Source organism: Provencibacterium massiliense, assembly GCF_900169495.1.
Lineage (GTDB): Bacteria > Bacillota > Clostridia > Oscillospirales > Ruminococcaceae > Harryflintia > Harryflintia acetispora.
In genome coordinates this window covers 1,450,982-1,468,936 of sequence record NZ_FWCH01000012.1, presented here as the reverse complement: position 1 = coordinate 1,468,936, position 17,955 = coordinate 1,450,982, and the positions used below count along the sequence as shown (strand labels likewise).

The 17,955-nt window shown below is 59.4% G+C and carries 18 protein-coding genes and 2 tRNA genes; 11 read left to right on the top strand and 9 right to left on the bottom strand.

Annotated features, from left to right (window positions below; genetic code table 11):
- Nucleotides 1-130: 130 nt before the first annotated feature.
- Nucleotides 131-204 (bottom strand) — tRNA-Gly (locus B5477_RS12090).
- 219 nt (nt 205-423) lie between these two features.
- Here B5477_RS12090 and B5477_RS15430 point away from each other — a divergent pair.
- Genes B5477_RS15430 through B5477_RS12075 form a run of 3 tightly spaced genes read left to right on the top strand, consistent with a single transcriptional unit; the run spans nt 424 to nt 5,740 of the window.
- Nucleotides 424-981, top strand: a complete 558-nt coding sequence (locus tag B5477_RS15430; protein ID WP_079699919.1) for a winged helix-turn-helix domain-containing protein — start codon at nt 424-426, stop codon at nt 979-981.
- 50 nt (nt 982-1,031) lie between these two features.
- Complete coding sequence (locus tag B5477_RS12080) at nt 1,032-2,702, top strand: efflux RND transporter periplasmic adaptor subunit (protein WP_159449035.1); 1,671 nt, start codon at nt 1,032-1,034, stop codon at nt 2,700-2,702.
- Nucleotides 2,699-5,740 (top strand): efflux RND transporter permease subunit, encoded by a 3,042-nt coding sequence (locus tag B5477_RS12075; RefSeq protein ID WP_079699917.1) that lies wholly within the window; start codon nt 2,699-2,701, stop codon nt 5,738-5,740. Before B5477_RS12080 ends, B5477_RS12075 begins: the two co-directional genes overlap by 4 nt.
- 88 nt (nt 5,741-5,828) lie before the next feature.
- Here the strand turns inward: B5477_RS12075 and B5477_RS12070 are convergent, their stop codons facing one another.
- The 3 genes from B5477_RS12070 to B5477_RS12060 form a co-directional block, all read right to left on the bottom strand.
- Nucleotides 5,829-6,011, bottom strand: a complete 183-nt coding sequence (locus B5477_RS12070; RefSeq protein ID WP_079699916.1) for a hypothetical protein — start codon at nt 6,009-6,011, stop codon at nt 5,829-5,831.
- Nucleotides 6,012-6,088: 77 nt separating this feature from the next.
- Nucleotides 6,089-7,222 carry a sodium ion-translocating decarboxylase subunit beta gene (locus B5477_RS12065; RefSeq protein WP_079699915.1) on the bottom strand — a complete coding sequence of 378 codons (1,134 nt, stop codon included), beginning with the start codon at nt 7,220-7,222 and terminating at the stop codon, nt 6,089-6,091.
- A 33-nt stretch (nt 7,223-7,255) separates the two neighbouring features.
- Entirely contained in the window at nt 7,256-7,627 is a 372-nt protein-coding gene (locus tag B5477_RS12060) for an OadG family protein (RefSeq protein WP_079699914.1), read from the bottom strand.
- A 189-nt stretch (nt 7,628-7,816) separates the two neighbouring features.
- Between B5477_RS12060 and B5477_RS12055 the strand changes: the two genes are divergently transcribed.
- A complete protein-coding gene (locus tag B5477_RS12055; RefSeq protein ID WP_079699913.1) occupies nt 7,817-8,806 on the top strand; it encodes an AEC family transporter in 990 nt (329 codons plus the stop codon).
- A 478-nt stretch (nt 8,807-9,284) separates the two neighbouring features.
- On the opposite strand, the gene B5477_RS12050 is transcribed toward B5477_RS12055, so the two are convergent.
- Both B5477_RS12050 and B5477_RS12045 read right to left on the bottom strand, forming a co-directional pair.
- Nucleotides 9,285-10,082, bottom strand: a complete 798-nt coding sequence (locus B5477_RS12050; RefSeq protein WP_181966705.1) for a hypothetical protein — start codon at nt 10,080-10,082, stop codon at nt 9,285-9,287.
- Between the two features lie 243 nt (nt 10,083-10,325).
- Nucleotides 10,326-10,940: a S24 family peptidase gene (locus tag B5477_RS12045; RefSeq protein WP_079699912.1), complete on the bottom strand. Its 615-nt coding sequence runs from the start codon at nt 10,938-10,940 to the stop codon at nt 10,326-10,328.
- Between the two features lie 289 nt (nt 10,941-11,229).
- Between B5477_RS12045 and B5477_RS15095 the strand changes: the two genes are divergently transcribed.
- The 4 genes from B5477_RS15095 to B5477_RS12035 all read left to right on the top strand — a co-directional run bounded on the left by B5477_RS15095 (nt 11,230) and on the right by B5477_RS12035 (nt 12,709).
- Nucleotides 11,230-11,367, top strand: coding sequence for a hypothetical protein (locus B5477_RS15095; RefSeq protein ID WP_159449034.1), 138 nt, complete (start codon nt 11,230-11,232; stop codon nt 11,365-11,367).
- Between the two features lie 93 nt (nt 11,368-11,460).
- Nucleotides 11,461-11,604: a CD1375 family protein gene (locus B5477_RS15480; RefSeq protein WP_286168296.1), complete on the top strand. Its 144-nt coding sequence runs from the start codon at nt 11,461-11,463 to the stop codon at nt 11,602-11,604.
- On the top strand, nt 11,604-12,047 hold the full coding sequence (locus tag B5477_RS12040; RefSeq protein WP_079699911.1) for a phage holin family protein: 444 nt from the start codon (nt 11,604-11,606) through the stop codon (nt 12,045-12,047). Before B5477_RS15480 ends, B5477_RS12040 begins: the two co-directional genes overlap by 1 nt.
- A complete protein-coding gene (locus tag B5477_RS12035; RefSeq protein WP_079700482.1) occupies nt 12,044-12,709 on the top strand; it encodes an N-acetylmuramoyl-L-alanine amidase in 666 nt (221 codons plus the stop codon). The genes B5477_RS12040 and B5477_RS12035 overlap by 4 nt, the downstream gene beginning before the upstream one ends.
- 76 nt (nt 12,710-12,785) lie before the next feature.
- Here B5477_RS12035 and rpmB read toward each other — a convergent pair whose 3' ends face one another.
- Nucleotides 12,786-12,974, bottom strand: coding sequence for a 50S ribosomal protein L28 (gene rpmB, locus B5477_RS12030; RefSeq protein ID WP_079699910.1), 189 nt, complete (start codon nt 12,972-12,974; stop codon nt 12,786-12,788).
- A gap of 177 nt (nt 12,975-13,151) precedes the next feature.
- On the opposite strand from rpmB, the gene B5477_RS12025 reads away from it, so the two are divergent.
- Nucleotides 13,152-13,228 (top strand) — tRNA-Pro (locus B5477_RS12025).
- Nucleotides 13,229-13,398: 170 nt separating this feature from the next.
- Nucleotides 13,399-15,141, top strand: coding sequence for an FUSC family protein (locus B5477_RS12020; RefSeq protein WP_341455999.1), 1,743 nt, complete (start codon nt 13,399-13,401; stop codon nt 15,139-15,141).
- Between the two features lie 59 nt (nt 15,142-15,200).
- Here B5477_RS12020 and B5477_RS12015 read toward each other — a convergent pair whose 3' ends face one another.
- Nucleotides 15,201-16,262, bottom strand: a complete 1,062-nt coding sequence (locus tag B5477_RS12015) for a DUF4261 domain-containing protein (RefSeq protein WP_079699909.1) — start codon at nt 16,260-16,262, stop codon at nt 15,201-15,203.
- 208 nt (nt 16,263-16,470) lie between these two features.
- Here B5477_RS12015 and B5477_RS12010 point away from each other — a divergent pair, with 208 nt between their 5' ends.
- Nucleotides 16,471-17,049 (top strand): GNAT family N-acetyltransferase, encoded by a 579-nt coding sequence (locus B5477_RS12010; protein WP_159449033.1) that lies wholly within the window; start codon nt 16,471-16,473, stop codon nt 17,047-17,049.
- Nucleotides 17,050-17,130: 81 nt separating this feature from the next.
- Here B5477_RS12010 and rhaD read toward each other — a convergent pair whose 3' ends face one another.
- Nucleotides 17,131-17,946 carry a rhamnulose-1-phosphate aldolase gene (rhaD, locus tag B5477_RS12005; protein WP_079699907.1) on the bottom strand — a complete coding sequence of 272 codons (816 nt, stop codon included), beginning with the start codon at nt 17,944-17,946 and terminating at the stop codon, nt 17,131-17,133.
- Nucleotides 17,947-17,955: the final 9 nt, after the last annotated feature.

Here is a 17,955-nt window from a genome sequence, read left to right as displayed (position 1 = left end):
CCACTGGAAGTAGGCAGCGGGAATTTATCCTTCGTCTGCGGCTCAGACTCGCTTGCTGCCTGAGATGCGCCCGGGAGGGCGTGTATTTTCAGCCGAGCAAATTAAAAAACCACCCAAAGGGTGGTTTTACTGGAGCGGGTAGCGGGAATCGAACCCGCAACCTCAGCTTGGGAAGCTGATGTTTTGCCACTAAACTATACCCGCATGTTCTTTTTTCAACCGGTTATTTGTGCCGGTGACTATTATTATATTAAAAACCGTGCGGGTTGTCAAGAGCTCCCAATCAGGGTAGGCCCAAAAACTTTTCGACAGGCTTCAAACTTCCAACACAAATATCAATCAGCCGTCAGACAGTTTTCACCGAACAAACACAATCGGCCGATATAATAGGGAACGGATTATCAAAGAAAGGGAGGAAAGGCCATGAACGAAAAAACGGCCGTCCCGCAGCGGCCGGACCCCTACCAGTTTCTGACCCGCCGCCTGGAAAGCGGAGGCTTCCAGGCGCTGGACGCCGCCGAAGCGCGGCGGCTGGTCTCGCAGGAGGAGCGGGGGAGCCTGGTCGTGGCGCTGGATATTCTGTCTCCGACGCTGGCTTCGGGCGGCGGCGCGCGGCTGTTTTCCATCCGCATGGGGCCTGTAAACGGCGATCAGCGGGAGGACGTCCGCCTGGGCGGCTTATACATCTGCGCGGCCGGGCGCTCGGTCTTCCTTAAGGGGAAGCGGGTCGGCACCACCCCGCAGGAATTTGAACTGCTCTACCACCTCGCCGCCCACCCCAACGAGGTGTTCTCGCGCGAGCAGATCATCCGGGTGGTATGGCATTCCGATTACCACGGGGATGAACGCACGGTGGACACCCACATCAAGTGCCTGCGGGCCAAGCTGGGCGAGTACGCCGGACGGATCGTGACCATCCGCAAGGCAGGGTATCTGTTCGAATGGCAGCAGGAAGAAAAAGAGGACCCGGCAAATATCTGAGCAACGATTACGAATGTGCCGAGTGGCGCAGCGAAAGGAATGAATGTTTGGTGAAACAACGGATGAAGCTGATCGTGGCGCTTTGCTGCACGGTCACCATAGTTATTGCGGGAATCGTCACGGCCACCGGTGCGATGGGCGGCATGGGCGCAGGCATGGGAGGCGGCGGTATGGGCGGCGGTGGCCGCCAGGGAGGAAAAGGCGGCGAAGCCGAGGGGCAGCAGGCCCAGAAGGAGGATATCCTGGTGGAAGCCGAGCCAGTGGGTACCGGTAGCCTGGAGCTGAGCACCAAATACGTCGGAAAGATCGAGCCCGGCCGTTCGCTGGAGGTCTTTCCCGAGACTTCGGGCAAGGTGAAGACTACATATTTTAATGTGGGCGACGCGGTCCAGAAGGGCGACTTGCTCTTCGAGATCGATTCCTCCGATCTTGAGCTCGAGGCGCAGGCGGCCGAGGCGAGTTATGAGCTGAGCCGTCTCAACATCGAAAGCAGCCTGGGCAGCACCTATGAAAGCTCCTTGCAGCAGAAGACCTCCAGCTATGAAAACGCGAAAAACAGCTACAAGAATGCGGTGGAGGATTTGGAGAACTACAAGGACGAGGGCAATGAGGACGACCTTGAGGATGCCAAGGATGAAGCCAAGAGCGCGCGCAGCGACGCCCTGAGCGAATACAACGCCGTCAAGCGGCAGGTCGCCGAGCTCGAGGAGCAGATCAAGAACGCGACCATCGGCTCCTCCCAGCTCGAGGACCTGGAGGACGACCTGGATTACCTCAAGGATGAATTGCAAATTAAGGAGCAGGCCTACAACGCGGCCGACTCGGCTTACGAAGCGGCCAAGAAGGCCTATGACGGCTATGACGACGAGGTCGACCAGTTCCTGCGCTCGGTGCGCTCCGCCAGCCTCTCCCTCTCCTCGGCCGAGGATTCCCTGAACCTGCTGACCGAGAAGCAGCGCAAGGAGGATGAGGAAAAGGCGGACGTGCAGCTTCGCCAGGCCAAGATTTCCTATGAGACCACCATGAAGAAGCTGGATAAGACCAAGGTCTACGCGCCGATCGACGGGATCATCGAGAGCAAGAACCTCGATGAATTTGAAAACGCCACCACCCAAAACGCGGCCTATACCATCTCGAACAAGGACAGCATGCTCGTCTCCTTCAGCGTTTCGGCCGACTCGATCGACTCGATGTCCATCGGCGACCCGGTGACGGTGGAGCGGGGTTCGGCCTCCTTCCCGGGGTCGATCGTCGAGATCGGGCAGAAGATCGAAAGCAGCGGCCTGCTCACCGTCAAGGCCGAGGTGCAGGCGGGCGAGGTCTCTTTGGTCAACGGCATGACCGTCAAGGTGTCAGCCGCGACCTCCAAAGCGGAAAATGCGATCGTTATCCCGGTGAGCGCCATCAGCTATGAGGACGGGCAGGGATATGTCTACGTCGTGCGGGATGGCGCCGCCGTCAAGACGGCGGTGGGGACGGGGATCTCGAACCGGGAGGAGATCGAAATCACCGAGGGGCTGGACGAAGGCGATCAGCTGGTGACCACCTGGCATCCCGACCTCAGCGATGGGGCGGCGGTCAGCGTGGTCGGCGAGAGCAGCCCCTCCGGGGAAGAGGCTGGCTCCGATGAGGCGGCGCAGCCGCAGGGCCCGCAGGCGGCAAAAGAACCTGATGAATCAGCCCCCCAAAATGATACAGATGGGGGAGAGACAGAGGAATGAACCTGACCAAACTTGCACTGAGGCGCCCGGTCGCCATCTTTGTGTGCATCCTGGCGCTGGTCATCTACGGCGTGTCCTCCATCTTCGGCATGGAGATGGAGCAGACGCCCCAGATGGAAATGCCCATGCTGATGGTCCGGGCTTCCTATTCCAACGCGGGACCCGAGGACGTGGAGGAGCTGGTCACCAGCGTGATCGAGGACGCGGTCGGCTCGCTGGACGGCCTCAAGTCGATGACCTCTACCTCCAGCGAAGGGAACGCGATGGTCGCCCTCGAATTCGAGTATGGCACCGACACCGAGGAGGTCAAGACCGATTTACAGGATAAATTGAACCAGCTCGAACGGCAGCTCCCGGATGACGTGGAGCCCTCGATCATGGAGATGTCGATGAACCAGTCCTCGGTCATGAGCCTCTACCTCGACGCGAGCGAAAATTCCGACTCGGTGCTCTACTACGCCGAAAACGAGGTCCAGCCCGAGCTCGAGGCAGTATCGGGCGTCGCCTCGGTCGAGGTGATGGGCGGCAAGCGCCAGTATATCCGCATCCAGCTCGACGAGGAAAAGCTGGGCCAGTATAACCTGACCATGAGCGACGTTTCCAGCGCGATCGCCAGCGCCGACTTCTCCACCCCCGCGGGCACCATCGGACGCGGGGACCAGGACATCACCCTCAAGGGCGGCGAGCACTTCGATACCTATGAAAGCCTCGCCGAGGTGCCGATCACGCTGCAGTCGGGGGACATCATCTACCTGCAGGATGTGGCGGACATCCAGATGGCCGAGGATGAAAATTCCTCCATCAGCCGCGCGCGCGGTCGGGAAAACGTGATGATCTCGATCGACAAGAACCAGAGCGCGAGCGCGGTCACCATCTCCTCCAAGGTGCAGGATGTGATCGCTTCCCTCAACGCCGCAAACCCCGATAAGCCGATCAATGTGATGAACGACAGCGGCGAAACCATCCGCGAATCGCTGATGAGCGTGGCCAGCACCCTGGTGCTGGGAGTTATCATCACCATGGCGGTGCTGCTGGTCTTCTTCGGGGACATCAAGGCGTCGCTGATTGTGGGAACCTCCATGCCATTCTCCCTCTTGACCACATTGATTATCATGTCCTATTGCGGGCTCACCCTCAATACCCTGTCAATGGGTGGTCTGGTGATCGGGATCGGCATGATGGTTGACAACTCGATCGTGGTGCTCGAGAGCTGCTTTCGGCGCGGGGACGTGGAGCGAGACTTTACCGAGGCCGCGCTGGAAGGGACCAGGCTCGTGGCCTCCTCGGTGGTTGCCTCGACCATTACCACCGTCGTGGTCTTCCTGCCCATCTCGATGATGGAGGGCATGGCGGGACAGATGTTTAAGCACATGGGCTACACCATCATCTTCGCCCTGACCGCCTCGCTGATCTCGGCGCTGACCCTGATCCCGCTGCTCTTCTGCCGCCTTAAGCCCCGTGAGCACAAGGGGAGGATTACCCGGGTCATGGAGAGGATCGAGAACGCCTACGGCAGGCTGATCGCAAGGCTTTTGAACCTCAAGGCACTGGTCATCCTGGTGGCGGTCTCCCTGCTGGTGGTCTCGGGTGCGATGGTCACCCACATCGACACCGAGCTCATGCCCATGATGGACCAGGGCTCGATCCAGATTTCGGTCGAAACCAAGCCCGCCCTCAAGACCGAAAAGGTTTCCGAAATCCTGGCGGGGATCGAGGCCATTTTGGAGGAGCAGCCGGACATCGACGAATATTCGGTGCGCTCCGGCTCGGGCTCGAGCTCGATTTCGGTCTACCTCAAGGACGACCGCTCGATGGAGACCGGCGAGATGGTCGACCTGCTGCGCGAGCAGACCGCGGACATGACCGACTGCAAGGTGAGCGTCTCGGCCCAAAGCGGCATGTCCATCGGCGGCAACGCCGAGGTGACGGTGCAGCTCACCGGCAAGGACCTCACCCAGCTGGAGGAGGCCGCCTCGCAGGTGGCGGCGATGATGAAGACCCACGAGGGGATCGTCTCGACCTCGACCTCCCTCTCGGACGGCAACCCCCAGGCCGAGATCGTGGTGGATTCCCTGACCTCCCGCTCGCTGGGGCTCACCCCCTCGCAGATTATGTCCACCGTCTCGAACATGATTTCGGGCACGACCGCCACCACCATCACCCAGGACGGTGAGGAATACAGCGTCCGGGTGGTCTATCCCGAGGGGACCTATGAGGACGTGTCCGACCTGGAAGGGGTTATGCTCAAAACCGGCAGCGGCAGCTATATCCCGCTGATGGACGTGGCGTCGATCGAGTACTCGAACGCGCCCCAGTCGCTGCAAAAGCTCGATGGGAAATACCTCGTCGAGGTCAGCGGCCAGACCAGGAGCGACAGCGCTGCCAAGACCTCGTCCGAGGTGTCGGCGCAGGCGATGAAGCTCTCCCTGCCCGAAGGGGTAAGCCTGTCGATGGGCGGAGACATGCGCTCGATGAACGAGGAGTTCTCCGCGATCTATACCGCGATCGCCTCGGCCATCTTCCTGGTGTTCATGGTCATGGCCATTCAGTTTAACTCCATCCGTTTCTCCCTGGTGGTCCTGATCTCGGTCCCGTTCTGCGCCATCGGCGCCTTCGCGGCGCTGCTGATCGCGGGGAGCAGCATCAACATGGCTTCGCTGATCGGCTTCGTGCAGCTGGCCGGTACGGTGGTCAACAACGCCATCGTATTGATCGACTACACCAACACCCTGCGCCGGGAGCAGGGGCTCTCGGCCTACGATGCGCTCTGCCAGGCGGGCCGGACCCGTTTGCGGCCGATCATGATGACCACCCTGACCACCGTGCTCTCCCTGATCCCGCTGGCGATGGGGATCGGGACCGGAACCGAAACCATGCAGTCCCTGGGCGTGGTGGTGATCGGCGGGCTGATCAGCTCGACCTTCCTGACGCTGATCCTGATCCCGACCTTCTACCTGCTGTTCTGCGGCAAGGACGGGCAGACGCCGAAGAAAAGGAATTTCCATCCCATCCGGCGGCTGCGGGCGCGCTTCGCCTGACGGTTTACCGGCGGATTCAAATAGAGAAGAAAGCAGGGGCACTTTAAAGTACCCCTGCTTTCTTATAATCCCCCGGCTTTGCGGCTGATCAGCCGGCGGTGGAAGCCTCGGATGAGACGCTGGAGAGGGGGGCGGCCCCGTCGGGATAGACGGTGTGATCCCCGAGGATATGGGTGTTGAACCATCCGAGCCCCACGAGCAGGGCGATGGTGACCGCGATATAGACGAGAATCCGCCAGATGGGCGGCTGTGGGCGGTTTTGTCCGAACAAGGAAAGCCCTCCTTTTCATGGGTCAAGAAAACCCGCGCTATGAGCGCGGGTTTTCGGATTTGATCGTTCGTTTGGAATTAGCCGAGGATGTTGATCAGCACGCCCGCCGCGACGGCCGAGCCGATAACGCCGGCCACGTTCGGGCCCATGGCGTGCATGAGCAGGAAGTTCGAGGGGTTCTCCTGCTGGCCGACCTTCTGGGAGACGCGCGCCGCCATCGGGACGGCGGAGACGCCGGCGGAACCGATGAGGGGGTTGAGCTTGCCCTTGGTGGCCCAGCACATGATCTTGCCGAAGATAACGCCGCCCGCGGTGCCGAAGCCGAAGGCGATGACGCCCAGCACGACGATCAGCAGGGTCTGCAGGGTCAGGAAGGTCTCGGCCGTGGTGGTGGCGCCCACCGAGATGCCGAGCAGGATGGTGATGATGTTCATCATCTCATTGCCGGCGGTCTTGACCAGGCGGTCCACGACGCCGGACTCCTTCATGAGGTTGCCGAGCATCAGCATACCGACCAGGGCGGTGGCATCCGGGACGATGAAGGAAACGACGATGGTCACCAGGATCGGGAAGATGATCTTCTCACGCTGGGTGACCGGGCGCAGCTGCTCCATCACGATCGAGCGCTCCTTCTTGGTGGTGAGCAGCTTCATGATGGGGGGCTGGATGACCGGGACCAGCGCCATGTAGGAATAGGCCGCCACCGCGATGGGCCCGAGCAGGTGGGGGGCCAGCTTGCTGGTGGTAAAGATGGCGGTCGGGCCGTCCGCGCCGCCGATAATGCCGATCGAACCCGCCTCCTGCGGGGTGAACTGGCCGGAGGCCAGGGCCATGAAGAAGGTTAAGAAAATACCTAGCTGCGCCGCCGCGCCCAGGATAAAGCTCTTGGGGTTGGCGATCAGCGGCCCGAAGTCGGTCATGGTGCCGATTCCGAGGAAGATCAGCGGCGGATAGATTCCCATCTTGACGCCCTGATAGATATAGTAGATCAGGCTGCCCTCGTTGTGGGCGGAGAGACCGGCCACCGGGATATTGGCCAGCAGCATGCCGAAGGCGATCGGCAGCAGGAGAAGGGGCTCGAATTTCTTGACGATGGCAAGGTAGAGCAGGACACAGGCCACGATGAGCATCAGGGCCTGTCCGCCCGTGATGTTCGCAAAGCCGGAGTTCAGCGCGATATCCTTGATCGTCCCTAAGAACATATCTAACATCCGATTCGTTCCTTTCTTTGTCGTTGTCCGGCCTTAGAACGGCTGGGTGTTTTCACGCAGACCCGCCATGGACCATGCGCTGCGCCCACGGGGGGCTTCTTTTTTCGCGCGGCGGATCGAGGTGATCCTGCCCTTGCCACCGGTAAAGGCGGCGATGGCGGCCGAAATGACCGAAACGACCTCCTCCGGGGTGCCGGACTGGACCGCCATCTGCGGCGGCGCTGCCTTGGGAGCCGGGGCTGCAGGCGCGTTCTTGACGGGCGCCGAGGGGGCGTCATCCTTTTTCTTGCCGGTGCCGCCGAGGACCTTGCCCATGGCGACCATGACCAGGATGAGCGCGATCAGCACCAGGAACACGATGCTGATCCCTGTGAAGATGACTGATAGTGCGTATGCAATATCCATGGCTCGATCTCCTTTTCCTTAATATCCTTAAAACCGCATGTTGGGGCGCGGTTTTTGCGTACATGAGTTATTATACAATAGATGGGGGCGGATTTCAATCTATAAACTGACAAAAATTTAACCAAAACGGTTGCCAAAGCGGGGGCGCGGGAGTACAATAAGAAAAATGTTGTTTTAGGGGGAGCTTCGGTGCAAAACGCGCTCATCATCCTGCAGCAGGTCGCCGTCATGGTCCTGATCGCGCTGATCGGCTATCTGCTGGTGCGGGGGAGAAAACTGGACCCGCTGTGCACGGTCAGCCTGTCCAACATCCTGCTCTACGCCGTCACTCCCGGGGTGATCATCAGCGCCATGCAGCGGGAATATGACGCGGCCGAGGCGGGCGCGCTGCTGACGGCGCTGCTGCTGGCGGCGGGGACGCACCTGATCTTTATCCTCCTGGCACGCCTCCTGATCCGGGAGCGCAGCGGGAACCAGAATATTGGGGTGGAGCGCTTCGCGCTGGTGATGTCCAACTCCAGCTATATCGGCATCCCGATGGTGCAGGCGGTGCTGGGCGAGGACGGGGTCTTCTTTCTGACCGCCTATTTAGTGGCTTTCAATCTCTGCCTCTACAGCTACGGGAGGCTGATGATGATCGCGGACAGCGCCCGCCGGGGGCTGCCCGGGGAGCCGGGTTGTAAGAGCTCCCTGCGGCAGTGCCTGGTCAACCCGGCGACCGTCAGCGTGGCGATCGGCGGGGCGCTCTACTTCTTACATATCGAGCTGCCCGAAGTGCTGCTGACGGTGGCGCAGGGCTTCCGGGGGCTCAACACCGTGCTCTCGATGCTGCTGGTGGGGATCTTCATCTCCCAGGCGGATCTTCGCCAGGTCTTCTGCTCGATGCGCGGGATCGTCCTAGCACTGCTGCGCCTGGTGGCGCTGCCGCTGGTGCTCATGCTGCTCCTGGCGGCGCTGGACCTTTCCCGCTTCGTACCGGACGGGTACCTGATCAAGACCACCATCGTGATCGCCGCCTGCGCGCCGACGGCGGTGGCGGCCTCGTTCATGGGGGAGCTCTACGGCGGGGACAGCATCTACGCCGTACGCCTGATCGTGCTCTCCACTTTGATGAGCGTGGCGACCATGCCGCTTCTGCTGTTGATCTGGGAGTGGCTGGTACGCCTGGCGGGGCAATAATCCGGGTTGATTTTGGGGGTCCGCGGCGATGCTATAAAAATTTTTTCTCACCGATCCGGGAAAATCCCGGCGCAGGAGAGAAACCTTTCTCATCCATGCACCATGGGCGGGGGTGGACATGCCCCCGCTCGGCTCCGGGGGTGGGGTACCGATAACCGGCCGCGGCCATATGATAGGGATGTAGGGACCCCGACCGGTACGGCTGGGCGGCAGGTGGCCGCCTCTGCCCGCGAATAGCCCGCCGCCATGCCGGCGCGCGCTTTAGAAGGGCACCCGCATAAAAGAAAGGACGTAAAAATAAACAGGATAGCCGCGGCAGGGGGACGCCTTGATAAAGAGGCGGGCGCGCTCCCTGCCGCGGCGTTTTACTTTTGCGGGCCGTTACGAAAAGGAAAAAGGAAGCAGCGGGAATCTTCCCTGCTGCTTCCTTTTTTGCATGCAACTTACTTTCCGTCCATCGGGTTCGTCGGCGAGGGCACTAGCAGTTTTCATCCTCGCTCAGATCGGCAAGATTGGGGGGGAAGAACTCGTTGGTCGGGAATTTGATCCGGCGGAAGAGGTCGCAGGGATTCTCTGCGCCGCCGCCAGGCGTGCATTCCTTCTCCGGCACGCAGAAGTCGTAGGCCGGGATCATCATCTGCACATCGCGCTCGATCTGCACGATGGTGAACAGCCCGATGGTGATCAGGACGATCTTGTTGTAGGTCGGCGCGCAGCAGTCACAGCCGATGTAGCTCAGCACCTCGGGCGGGAAGCAGGGGCACTCGCACTTGGGCGGACATTCGATAAGCTGGACATCCAGCGCAATCGGATCGGCGATCTGCACACTGGCTTTGGGCATGTTGGTGGTATGCTGGAAGGGATGCTCGCAGCAGTTGCGGGAGGTGAAGATTTTGACATTCCCCTCGCTGCCGTAGAGAATGACCTTCTTCTGGAACTGGGAAACGCCGCAGACCGTGATGGGGTCACATGTATTGGGTGTACTGACTTTTAAGTCCACCTTGAAATAAAACGTCATGTCTACGCTGTAGAAGCCCTTGTTGAACGGGACGGGCTCCACATCCAGACATACAGTAAGTACTTCGACCGATTTCACCTTGGCACTGGTGGCGGCGTCGATCACGAACTGCGCATCGGGCGCAAAGACGACCTGAAGGTCTTCCAGACAGTCTTTATCGCTGCAGCTGTCGTAAATCCTGCCGGCATCTATGCACACGGCTTCTTTGAAAGTATTGTGCCCGGAAGCGGTGTTGGCGTAAGCCTTGGATTCTGCCATACTTAATCCTCCTAATATCAGTAATAGTTCTTGCCTAGTATTATTTTATGAAAGTCGCAGGAATTTGTGCACGCAATCCCGTCTTTGCACCCACTTTCATTCCTTTGCGCGGGATAATACCCGTCCCGCTTCCCCCACACGGGACCGGTATGCCCCAGCCGTACCATTATATGAAAAAACAAAGCCACCAGTGCATTGGCGGCTTTGTTTCCAAGGTTTTATATTTAGAAGGCGGCAGGGACATTAAAACTTGCCGCGCAGCTCGACCACCTTGCCGATGATGCTGACAGGCAGCTCGAGTATCTCGTCGTTGGTGAAAAACATTGGGGTGTAGGAGGGGTTCATCGCTACGAGGGAGATGCCGTTTTTGTGCTTCCTCACCGTTTTGACGGTCGCGTCGTTGCCGTCGACCAGCACCACCGCTATGTTTCCATCATCCACATCCGGCTGTCGGCGCACGATGACCACATCCCCTTCCTGGAACCGGGGCTCCATGCTGTTGCCCGTGACCTGCAGCGCGAAGTGTTCGCCCTGTGCGGCCATCTCGGGGGTGATTTCTTCATAGTCCAAAATTTCCTGGACCGCCTCGATCGGGATGCCCGCCCGCACATAGCCGAGGACCGGAATCTTGATCCCGGTGTGCGAAACGCTTTCGGTGGGTTGGTCCATCACGATGCTTTCAGACGTCACCTCCAAAGCGGCCGCCAGGCGCGCGATTCGGTCGCGGCGCAAATTTTTAATTTCGCCGCTCTCCCACCGCTGCACCGTCGCCTTACTGACACCGACCGCCTTGCCGATCTCCTCCAGGGTCTTTCCCAGCTGGGTACGCCTGGTCCGAATGAGGTCCTGTAGCTCCATTGCTTTCACCTGCCTTGCCCTTATCATACCATGCAAGTAACGATAATGCAACAAAAACTTTGGATTTGGCAATGAAGTTGCGTTTTCGTATTGACATTAGCAATGAATCGTTGTACAATAAAGTTACGAAAACGAAACAAGAAAACAAGTGGAAATGTGGACAACCTCTATTTTACAATGAAATTTGCAGTTTGAGGTAAAATCAGACACCCACTCCTTCTTTTTGTTTTGTGAAGGCATTGTTTTTTGTTTCTTAAGTTACTCAAACGATACTAATGGGGGTGCTTATATGGTGGCGATGATGGTGATCCTGTTGCCTGGAGTTTGGCTGATTGCTTTGGCGGCGGCATTGGGGGATCGGATGGAGCGCAAGGGAAGACGGCGCGGTCGGGACAGAAAGTCCGCCTCTGACGGGCTTTTGATATAGATGGGACCCGGGAGCGAAGGGGCCCTCGCGCCCGGTCTCAGTGCAAGATGAATCGTAAAAACGAATTATTATAGTTCTCATGATGCAAATTGTATGAGTGATTGGAACAGGAAGGTGAACGAGACGGTTAACAGATATGTACAGCTAATCCGCAAGGGGAGAAAAACGGTCGAACAGGTTCCCGCATCTCTGCGCGAGCAGGTGAGGAAGCTCCCTGACACTGGAGCGTTGGGGTGATGAAGGTACCGATGGGGAATCTGTTTTGGAATTATGGCGCCAAAGGCGCCGAGGTTTCCGCGGCGGTGGCCGCTGTGGGGACCTTCCTGGTGGGAATTTTGGGGGGATGGGATTTCATGATGATCGCGCTGCTCTGGGCGATGGGACTGGACGTCCTGCTCGGGCTGCTCTGTGCCGTCAAGGTCAGAAATGTTGACAGCCAGGTCATGCTCTGGGGCGGAATCAACAAGGTGCTGGTGCTGCTCTTCGTGGCCTTTGGGGTGGTGATGGACCGGGCGCTGAGCTTTGATAACCCTTATATACGCACCGCCATCATCTGCTTTTATCTCGGCCGGGAGGGGCTGTCGATCATCGAAAACTCGGCCAAGCTGGGCATGCCCTGGCCGGGGTTCATTACGGCTCTGCTTGAACAGCTCAAGGAACGGGGGGAGAAGGGAAAATGAAGATTGAGCAGAAAGCTTCCCCCAACTGCTTTTCCCGGAACGGCTGGAAGCCGGACATGATCGTCTGTCACATCGCGGAGGGGACCTATGACGGGACGATCAGGTGGCTCTGTAACCCGGCCTCCCAGACCTCATCCCACTTTGTGGTGGGCAAGGACGGCCGGATTGCACAGCTGGTGCCCCTGGATCAGGCGGCATGGTGCAATGGCACCAGCATGGCGGCAAACGATAAGCGTTACTTTGGCAAGAGCACCCTGGAAACGGTCCGCGAGCGCAAGACCAACGCGAATTATTATACCATCTCAATCGAGCACGAGGGGTACTGGAAAGACGGACGCGGGAAGCTGACGGCGGCGCAGCAAGAGGCGAGCGTCGGGCTGATCCGGTATATCCGCACCGAGATCAAGCGGCTTTATGGCATGGAGGTTCCGGCGGACCGGGAGCATATCGTTGGGCACTATGAGATCAACCCCATCACCAAGCCCTGCTGCCCGGGAGAATGTTTCCCGTTTGGGGAAATTCTTGAGGCGCTGGGCGGGCAGAAGGAAAGCGAAAAGCTCTACCGGGTACAGGTGGGCGCTTTTCAAAGCCGGGAAAACGCGCAGAACTATATGCAGCAGCTGAGACAGGACGGCTATCCGGCCATGATTGTGACACAGTAATGCGAAGCGATAGAAAACAAAAAACCTGTTGCCCCAGATGGCAACAGGTTTTGTTTTGGTCATTACAACTACGCTCTTAGTCGGCGCGGGTCACCTTATTGGAACGCAAGCAACGGGTGCAGGCGTAGATGCGGCGGGGAGTACCGTCGACAATCGCCTTAACGCGTTTTACGTTGGGCTTCCATGCGCGGTTGGAACGCTTGTGGGAGTGAGAAACCTTAATACCGAAAGTGACACCCTTTTGGCAGATATCGCATTTTGCCATATGTCTGCACCTCCTTAAAATCCTTTTCCATGTCAACATTCGTATTTTATCAGATATTTTTTATAAAAGCAAGCGTTTTTTAAAATAATCTTCGCGATCGCTGGATTTTGTAGTGGAATTCCGGAATACAGCACTTGATTTCTCAAAAAGAGCATGCTATAATATAAAAGCTGTTTTCCGGGTGTGGCGCAGATTGGTAGCGCGCTACCTTGGGGTGGTAGAGGCCGTGGGTTCAAGTCCCGCCACTCGGACCAAGAAACCGCATGACAAGCCGTTTTACGCTTGTCGTGCGGTTTCTTTTTTAATTAATATCTAAAAGTTGGTTTGCAACCTCAATACCCGGAATCGACCTTCGACGCTGCTTGCCGATTTGATTTTCCCCGGCAGACTGTCTATAATAAAGAGTAGAAAGGAGATCTTCCGGTTGGAAAAAGTACATCAGATCGGCGCCAGCATGAAAGCGAGCTTTCATAAAAACTTTCGCCATGCGACGCTAAACTTTATTTTCATTCTTATTTTCGTCAATCTGTTTCAAAGAATCTTCGGGATGGAAAACTCCATCGTCGGCGTCATCTTCACCATCATGATGTCCGCCTCAATGGTGCGCGATCTGACCGCCACACCGGTCAGGCATCTGTGCATCCAGACCGTCGTCCTCTTCCTCATGGCAGCTGCGGCCTGTTTTGTGGCGAACGCTCCCCCTGTTTTCGCCCTGCCGGTCAACCTGGCCATGATTTTTTTGATCCTCTACGCCTTTACCTACGAATATGTCAGCCACCTGTATTTCCCCTACATCCTCTCCTATCTGTTTTTGGTGTTCATTTCGCCCGTTACGCCGGACCAGCTGCCCAAAAGGCTGCTGGGCGTATTTGTGGGGGCGGTCTGTATCATCCTTTATCAGCTGATCAATGGGAGGAAACGGGTTGTCGAGACCGCCCGCGACGTGCTGGTTTCGATGATCGGCCATGCCGACGAGTGCATCGGCTGCCTGCTGTCGGGCAAGGGGGCGCCCCGGAATCCCGAGCAGCTTCGCGAGGAGCTGTGCAAGCTGAGCCAAATCGTATATGACCGGCGCCGCAAAGCGCTGTGCATTTCGGACGCCAGCTTTGCGATGATCGACGCGGGACGGGGGCTGGAAAACCTCGTATTGCTGCTCTATGAAATGGAGGGTCCGATCACGCCCCCGCGCGCCGGGATGCTGCGGTATATCTCATGCTGCCTCTCCCGGCTGCGCGCGTATATGCTGCGCGAGACGGCGGACCTTGCGCCCATCTGCCGGGAGGACCTGGACGGGGAGCAAAACGGCGAGGCGGAGCGCTTTTTAAACTGCCTGCAGTATATCCGCAGCCGGATGCTAAGCATGACGCAGCCGCAAAAGAAAAAACAATACCGCAAGACGCTGCTCTCGCTCTCGGTGCGGCTGAAGGCCGCGCTGCGTGTGAGCCCGGTGCGGGTCGTCTACGCGTTGAGGGTCAGCATCCTGCTGGCACTCTGTACGCTGCTGGTCCAGCAGCTGGGCCTACCACATGGAAAGTGGCTGCTCTTTACAGTGGCCTCGGTCTCCCTGCCCTATGCCGACGACGTGGGCTTAAAGGCCAAGAAGCGGATGGTCGCCACTCTGGTCGGGGGACTGTGCAGCGTTGTGCTCTTCTCTCTGATCCCCTCCCCGTCGGGGCGCACGGCGGTCATGATGCTCTCCGGCTATCTGTCCTTTTATTTTACCGACTACTCGGCGACCTACTCCTGTTCCACCGTGGGCGCGCTCGGCGGCGCCGTCTTTATGGGCATGTTCGGCTTCGGTCAGGTCGGTTACATGTCGCTGGTCCGCCTGGGCTATATCGCGCTGGGAATCCTTATCGCCCTGCTGGCCAACAAGGTCTTCTTCCCGTTTCGCAGGGCGACGGCCACCCGCCAGCTATGGAACAAGTATTTGTCCACCACCGAGCTGCTCACCCGGGTCTGCCGCGACCCCGGAGCCGATCCTCAGCTCTACTACGGGCTGGTGATCCAGGCGCAGCTGCAGGAGGATAAGCTCTGCCAGAACGCTAAGGAGCTCAACTGGGAAGGTGCTCAGGAGCTGCTGGAAAAATGCCGCCGCGCCGTGCGCATGGCGCACCGCACCGGATGGGAACCACAATCAGGCGGCCCGGCCCTACAGGAGAACTAACCGAAAAGCCCCGCCCCTTCCAAACCTCTGGAAGGGGCGGGGCTTTTCGGTGCAACCGGTTAAAAGGCGACCTTCAGGCTTTCGCCCTCCACTGAAACGCCGGGGGAGAGGGTGAGAGCCAGCTTCTGTCCGGTACTAAACCCGACGGTCTCCCCGCCGTGCAGCACGACATGCTCGCGCAGCACATAGCCGGCAACGTCGTAGAGAAAGCTGCGCAGCTCGTCGGGGTCGGCGGTGCTGTCCAGCACCTCCAGCTCATGGCGGCCGAATTGCCGCAGCCCGCAGGTGTAGCCGCCCACCCCCGATTCGGAGCGGTAAAGCCCGACGAAGACCAGGTTTAAAATCGGCAGCTCGCCCTTGCGCAGCAGCTCGGCGGCCTCCAGGTAAAATTCGGGCTGCAGCACGGAGCCGTTGGTGTAAAGGCCCAGCGTCCCGCTTTGCAGGAGCGCGGCGGCGCAGAGCTTGACGTGCAGCGCGCCCGCCGCCTCGGGCGGCCGCCCCCGGCTTATGACCGCCACGTCCAGGTGGGCCAGATGGGCCTTCGCCGCCTCGGCGGCGCCCGGCCACATGTAATTTGAATGGGCGTTCTCCTCGGCCTCCCCGCCCGGGATGGGCGAAGGCATCAGGCTGATGGCGGCAAGCATGCCCTCTACCTCCCACACCAGGCTTTGGCCCCCGCCTTGCGTCTCCTGTGGGCAGTCGATCCCCCAGCCTGCCAGGTCCCGGCGCAGCTTTTGGGGGTCCCAGCGGTCCTGCTCCAGCAGCACAAAGCTCAAGAACGGGCCCGCCGGCTCCGGCTTCTCCTGCGCCTGGTCCATCCGGTGCGGCCGCAGCCGCTCCACCATAGCGGTGGCCTGCTCCCGGGCCTTGGCGGGGTCATAGGGGCGCTTATCGCTCAGCACGTGGCCGCAGTGCTCCAAAGAGTCCCCCTCGTACCCGCCGCAGACCCCCAGCAGCCACCGGCCCCAGAAATGCTTTTTATAGCGGAACAGGTAGTAACGCAGCCCGTGCAGCAGGAAGTCGCCCGTACATTCGATCTTATAGGGCGGCGCGCCCAGCCTGTGCTCATCCGCCAGCCAAGCGGACATCGCTTTAAGCGCTGCCTGATATTGCTCCCCCATGCCAAACGTCACCTTCCATATTTTTCTACTTTCAGTTTACCATTGGTTCGAATCATACGCAAGGCCAAAATGTTGAATGGAGGCCGGAACTGTAGTAAAATGAAAAATAGCTCAAGGAGCTATTTTTTTAAAATCCTGTGGCCGGCCTACGTCCATGAGCATTTTTATTTCTTCGCTCATGCTCAGCAATCAAAAGGGAGGGAATGGCATGCAAATCGAGGCGCTGACCCCCGCGCGGGCGGGAGACTTTTTCGGGTTTTTCGAGGGCGCGGCCTTTTGCGATCATCCGGACTGGGCCGCCTGCTACTGTTTGGAGGGGTATCTGGACCGTGAGGAGAACCGGGCCCTCTACCGGGCCGGGCAGCGGGCGCGGCGCCTCCGGGCGGCGAAAATGATCGAAGAGGGCGCCATGCACGGCTATCTTGCCTACGCCGGCGGCCGGGCGGTGGGCTGGTGCAACGCGGGGCCGCGGGGGGACTACCGGAGGCTGTCCATCTACGAAGGGCTCATCAAAAGCGAGGACGAAGGGCAAAACATCTGGTCGGCGGTCTGCTTTTGTATTGCGCCGCCGTTTCGCTCGCAGGGGGTGGCCACCGCGCTGCTGCGGCATGTCTGCGTGGAGGCGAAAAAGCGGGGCGCGCAGTGGGTCGAAGGCTATCCGAACCGGGGAGCGAAGGATTGCTATGAGCACTACCACGGGCCGAAGGAGCTTTATCTGAAATGCGGCTTTTCGGCCGATAGGGAGCTGGAGGGAATCACCGTCATGCGGCGGCGTATGGAGGGCTAGCCGGGGCATACCGGTGAAAAAATAAAGGGCGGGCACCTGTTTGTTAGGTGCCCGCCCTTTCAAAATGGAGGTTGTAGGCTTTCACGCTTCGAGGTAGCCCGGCTGCACCCGCACGCCGAAGGCGTCGGCCAGCCTTTGCAGCTCGACGTCCCGGATGGTCTGCAAAACGGGGCAGCCTCGGGTCTTGATGAAGATTTCGGCCGACTTTTCCACCGTTTCGACCAGCCCGAAGGTCTCGTCCAGGCTGGCGCCGGCGGCGAAGATGCCGTGGTGCGCCCAGAGGACCACCCGGCAGTCGGCGATTTTTTTGGCGGTCTCCCGGCCGATCTCGACCGTCCCGCAGAGCATCCAGGGCAGGACGCGCACCCCTTCGGGGAAGACCACCACGCACTCGGTGCTCATCTGCCACAGGGTGCGCGAGAAGGCGCGGTCCTCGAGCTCGTGGATGTAGGTCATGGCCAGTACGTTGGCCGGGTGGCAGTGCATCACCACCCGGTGGGCGGGGTCGGCGGCAAGACGCGCGATGTGGTTCAGCAGGTGGGTGGGCAGCTCGCTGGTGGGCCTGGCACCCTCCAGAAAGCCCCAGAGGATTTCATAGGAGAGCCCGTCGGGGGTGATCCGGATCAGCCCCAGGTTATGCGCGGGGTCGCCCGGCACGTTTTTAAAATACTTGCCCGATCCGGTCAGCAAAAGATAGCGCCCGGCCAGCGGGGAAGCGCAAAGCCCGATGGGATGGGCGCGCGTCTCCCCGCCGGGGGAGAGATAGGGGGCGACCTCGGCTTCATCCAGCAGGAGGCTGACATTGCCGCCGTTGCGCTCGTCCCAGCCCAGGCGGTACATATTGCCGATGATGGCGCACATCTCCTTTAAAAAGGGCGCCTGCAGCATATCGTTCATGGATTTCCC

Coding starts and splice junctions, on each gene's coding strand:
- B5477_RS15430 (WP_079699919.1), top strand. CDS start 424: ATGAACGAAAAAACGGCCGTCCCGCAGCGGCCGGACCCCTACCAGTTT.
- B5477_RS12075 (WP_079699917.1), top strand. CDS start 2,699: ATGAACCTGACCAAACTTGCACTGAGGCGCCCGGTCGCCATCTTTGTG.
- B5477_RS12065 (WP_079699915.1), bottom strand. CDS start 7,222: ATGTTAGATATGTTCTTAGGGACGATCAAGGATATCGCGCTGAACTCC.
- B5477_RS12060 (WP_079699914.1), bottom strand. CDS start 7,627: ATGGATATTGCATACGCACTATCAGTCATCTTCACAGGGATCAGCATC.
- B5477_RS12050 (WP_181966705.1), bottom strand. CDS start 10,082: ATGGCAGAATCCAAGGCTTACGCCAACACCGCTTCCGGGCACAATACT.
- B5477_RS12045 (WP_079699912.1), bottom strand. CDS start 10,940: ATGGAGCTACAGGACCTCATTCGGACCAGGCGTACCCAGCTGGGAAAG.
- B5477_RS15095 (WP_159449034.1), top strand. CDS start 11,230: ATGGTGGCGATGATGGTGATCCTGTTGCCTGGAGTTTGGCTGATTGCT.
- B5477_RS15480 (WP_286168296.1), top strand. CDS start 11,461: ATGAGTGATTGGAACAGGAAGGTGAACGAGACGGTTAACAGATATGTA.
- B5477_RS12040 (WP_079699911.1), top strand. CDS start 11,604: ATGAAGGTACCGATGGGGAATCTGTTTTGGAATTATGGCGCCAAAGGC.
- B5477_RS12035 (WP_079700482.1), top strand. CDS start 12,044: ATGAAGATTGAGCAGAAAGCTTCCCCCAACTGCTTTTCCCGGAACGGC.
- rpmB (WP_079699910.1), bottom strand. CDS start 12,974: ATGGCAAAATGCGATATCTGCCAAAAGGGTGTCACTTTCGGTATTAAG.
- B5477_RS12015 (WP_079699909.1), bottom strand. CDS start 16,262: ATGGGGGAGCAATATCAGGCAGCGCTTAAAGCGATGTCCGCTTGGCTG.
- B5477_RS12010 (WP_159449033.1), top strand. CDS start 16,471: ATGCAAATCGAGGCGCTGACCCCCGCGCGGGCGGGAGACTTTTTCGGG.
- rhaD (WP_079699907.1), bottom strand. CDS start 17,946: ATGAACGATATGCTGCAGGCGCCCTTTTTAAAGGAGATGTGCGCCATC.